The sequence below is a fragment of the Methylopila musalis genome (assembly GCF_042679725.1).
GTDB lineage: Bacteria > Pseudomonadota > Alphaproteobacteria > Rhizobiales > Methylopilaceae > Methylopila > Methylopila musalis.
In genome coordinates this window covers 4,423-7,897 of the sequence record NZ_JBHTMX010000135.1, presented here as the reverse complement: position 1 = coordinate 7,897, position 3,475 = coordinate 4,423, and the positions used below count along the sequence as shown (strand labels likewise).

4 protein-coding genes are annotated in these 3,475 nt (G+C 70.5%); all 4 read left to right on the top strand.

All coding sequences use genetic code 11. The features are described from left to right. On the top strand, positions 1–127 hold a 127-nt coding region (locus ACFQ4O_RS12865), incomplete at its 5' end, for a 16S rRNA (uracil(1498)-N(3))-methyltransferase (protein ID WP_378776095.1). Positions 128–330: 203 nt separating this feature from the next. Beyond that, on the top strand, positions 331–1,071 hold the full coding sequence (locus ACFQ4O_RS12860; protein ID WP_378776093.1) for a L,D-transpeptidase: 741 nt from the start codon (positions 331–333) through the stop codon (positions 1,069–1,071). 132 nt (positions 1,072–1,203) lie between these two features. Next, positions 1,204–1,899 (top strand): L,D-transpeptidase, encoded by a 696-nt coding sequence (locus tag ACFQ4O_RS12855; protein WP_378776092.1) that lies wholly within the window; start codon positions 1,204–1,206, stop codon positions 1,897–1,899. 73 nt (positions 1,900–1,972) lie between these two features. Beyond that, positions 1,973–3,343, top strand: a complete 1,371-nt coding sequence (locus tag ACFQ4O_RS12850; protein WP_378776091.1) for a glutamate--cysteine ligase — start codon at positions 1,973–1,975, stop codon at positions 3,341–3,343. Positions 3,344–3,475: the final 132 nt, after the last annotated feature.

The following is a 3,475-nucleotide window of genomic DNA, read 5'->3' as shown; positions in this document are numbered from 1 at the left end:
GGCGCTGCTGCGGCTGCCGGCGGTCGCGCGAATCTCGCTCGGCCCCCGCATCCTGCGCGCCGACACCGCGGCGGTGGCGGCGCTGGCGCTGGTGCAGGCGGCGCGGATGGAGCCGCCGCCCAATTGACCAGTTGTTAACTTAATTTGGTCTAGATTCTCTCGGCCGAAATCGGGGCGAAAGCTGCGGTGGCGTTGCGGAAATGACGCACAGCCACGGCATCGCGGCCCAATCGCGAAGTCGGCATGCCGCGGACGCGGCGAGAGGCGTATAGGCGTTGGGTGAGGCCGCTGGCTCGGGCGGCTCTAGCGGGTCTTTCGAAGAAAACCTCCATGTCATCTGGTCTGCACGACACCGTCTCCTGCGCCGCCCTGTGGTCGCGCCGCATCGCCATCGCCGCGCTGCCGCTGGCGCTCGCGGCCTGTTCGGCCTCGCGCCCGCTGCCGCCCCCCACGGCCATGCCCTACGCCGCGGCGCCGGTTCCGGTGCTGCCCGTGCTGCCGAGCCTGCCCAACATCTCCGAGCCGTCGAACGACGCCCGCTACGGCGCGGCTTCGGTGGCCGACGAGCCCTATCCCGTCCGCCCGGTGAACCTGCAGAAGATCGATCCGCGGTTCCTGAAGCAGACGGTGCCCAACACCACCGGCGAGCCCGCCGGCACCATCGTGATCGACCCGCACGAGCGGCACCTCTACCTGGTGCAGGACGACGGCACCGCGATCCGCTACGGCGTCGGCGTCGGCCGCGAAGGCTTCGCCTGGTCCGGCCAGGCCTATGTGCGCCGCAAGCTGGAATGGCCGGACTGGCATCCGCCCGCAGAGATGGTCGCCCGCGATCCCAAGGCCCGGCCTTACGCCAGCGGCATGCCCGGCGGCCCGAGCAACCCGCTCGGCGCCCGCTCCATGGCGCTGTGGCAGGGCGACAAGGACACGCTGTTCCGCATCCACGGCACGATCGAGCCCTACTCCATCGGCAAGGCGGTCTCCTCCGGCTGCATCCGTATGCTGAACCAGGACGTGATCGACCTCTACAGCCGCGTGACCATCGGCACGCGGGTCGTGGTCCGCTCGTAACATCACGACGAGCGCGCGGCGGCGCTGGAACGGCCGCGCGCTCTTTGCGTTCATCCCCCGCCCGCCGCCGGCGGGGCGCCGCCGCATCCCCCGCGCGGCCCCGCCGGCCTCTCCAGAATCGGATCGCATGCCATGTCGCGTAACGCCCCCGTCCGCCTGACGCGCCGCGCCTTCGTCGCGGCGATGCCTTTCGGCCTCGCGGCCTGCGCCGGCGGTCCGCTCACGGACGTGCGCTCCTTCATCGATCCGGACGGCGCGAACTACGACGAGATCTACGGCCCGCGGCCGGACGAGCTGCACCCCATGCCGGCGGTGAACTGGCGCATGCTGCACCCGGCGGTGCTGCGCCGGACCATGTCCGACCCCACCGGCGAGGCGCCGGGGACCATCGTGGTCGATCCGGACGCGCGCCTGCTCTACCTCGTGCTCGAAGGCGGCCGCGCCATGCGCTACGGCGTGGGCGTGGGCAAGCAGGGCATGGAGTGGAACGGCCGGGCCACCATCCAGCGCAAGGGCGTGTGGCCCACCTGGACGCCCACCCGCGACATGATCTCCCGCGATCCGGAGCTGAACTCCCGTTGGGCGGGCGGCATGCCGGGCGGCCTCGACAACCCGCTCGGCGCCCGCGCGCTCTACCTCTACCAGGGCGGCCGGGACACCATGTACCGCATCCACGGCACCAACGCGCCGCGCTCCATCGGCCGCGCGCTGTCGTCCGGCTGCATCCGCATGCTGAACCACGACATCATCGATCTGTACGAGCGCGTGCCCACCGGCACGCAGGTGGTCGTGCTGCCGGCGAGCCGGAGCCTCGGCGTCACCTCCTGACGCCGCCTGTGAGCCTTTACGGCCGTCGTCCGACCCCGTAACTGTCTGCGGCTTCGCATTCTCAGGAGCCGTCATGGCCCGCGACCAGATCGATCCCAATCTCATTTCGTCGCGGGCCGAGCTCGTGGAATGGCTCGAGGCCGGGTCCAAGCCGGTCGAGCAGTTCCGCATCGGCACCGAACACGAGAAGTTCCCGTTCCGCCGCGCCGACCTGTCGCCTGTGCCCTATGAAGGCCCGACCGGCATCCGCGCGCTGCTGGAGGGCATGCAGGCCCTGCTCGGCTGGGATCCGATCGTCGAGGACGGCCGCATCATCGGCCTCTACGACGTCACCGGCGGCGGGGCCATCAGCCTGGAGCCGGGCGGCCAGTTCGAGCTGTCGGGCGCGCCGCTCGAGACCATCCACCAGACCTGTTCCGAACTGCACGCCCATCTGGCGCAGGTGCGGCAGGTGGCGGAGCCGCTCGGCCTCGGCTTCCTCGGCCTCGGCATGAGCCCGAAATGGACGCTGGCGGAGACGCCGGTGATGCCCAAAGGCCGCTACGGCATCATGACCCGCTACATGCCGAAGGTCGGAACCCGCGGCCTCGACATGATGTACCGCACCTCCACGGTGCAGGTGAATCTCGACTTCGCGAGCGAGGCGGACATGGTGCGCAAGCTGCGCGTCAGCCTCGCGCTGCAGCCGATCGCGACCGCGCTGTTCGCCAACTCGCCCTTCACGGACGGGCGGCCCAACGGCTTCCTCTCCGCCCGCTCGGAAATCTGGCGCGACACCGACAACAACCGCGCCGGCATGCTGCCCTTCGCCTTCGAGGACGGCATGGGCTTCGAGGCTTACGTGGACTATGCGCTCGACGTGCCGATGTATTTCGTCAAGCGCGGCGACCGGTACCACGACGTGGCCGGGGCCTCGTTCCGCGACCTGCTGGAGGGGCGTCTGCCGCAGCTTCCGGGCGAGCGCGCCACGGTGGCCGACTGGTCGAACCACCTCACCACGATCTTCCCCGAGGTCCGGCTCAAGCGCTACCTGGAGATGCGCGGCGCGGACTCCGGTCCCACGGGCCGCATCTGCGCCCTGCCCTCCTACTGGGTCGGCCTGCTCTACGACGACGCCAATCTGGACGCGGCCTGGGAGATCGTGAAGGGCTGGAGCGCGGAGGAGCGCCAGCGCCTGCGCGACGACGTTCCGCGCCTAGGGCTGAAGGCCGACATCGCCGGCCGCAGCGTGCTGGAGATCGCCCGCGAGACGGTGGCGCTCGCCTCCGACGGCCTCGCCCGCCGCAACCGCGCCAACCTCATCGGCGACGACGAACGCATCCACCTCGCCCCGCTGCTGCGGGTGGTGGAGGAGAAGCGCACGCTGGCCGACATCCTGCTCGGCAAGTATCACGGCCCCTGGGGCGAAAGCGTCGACCCGGCGTTTAAGGAGATGGCGTACTGACGCTCCACGGCGTCATGCGCTTTTTCGGCGGAGCTTCAGCGGCCGCAGCCAAGCGCGCCGCGACCTCGTCCCGGCCTTGGAGCCGGGACCCAGACACGTCTCCGCCAGCAGAACGAACCGCACCCGCTCAAC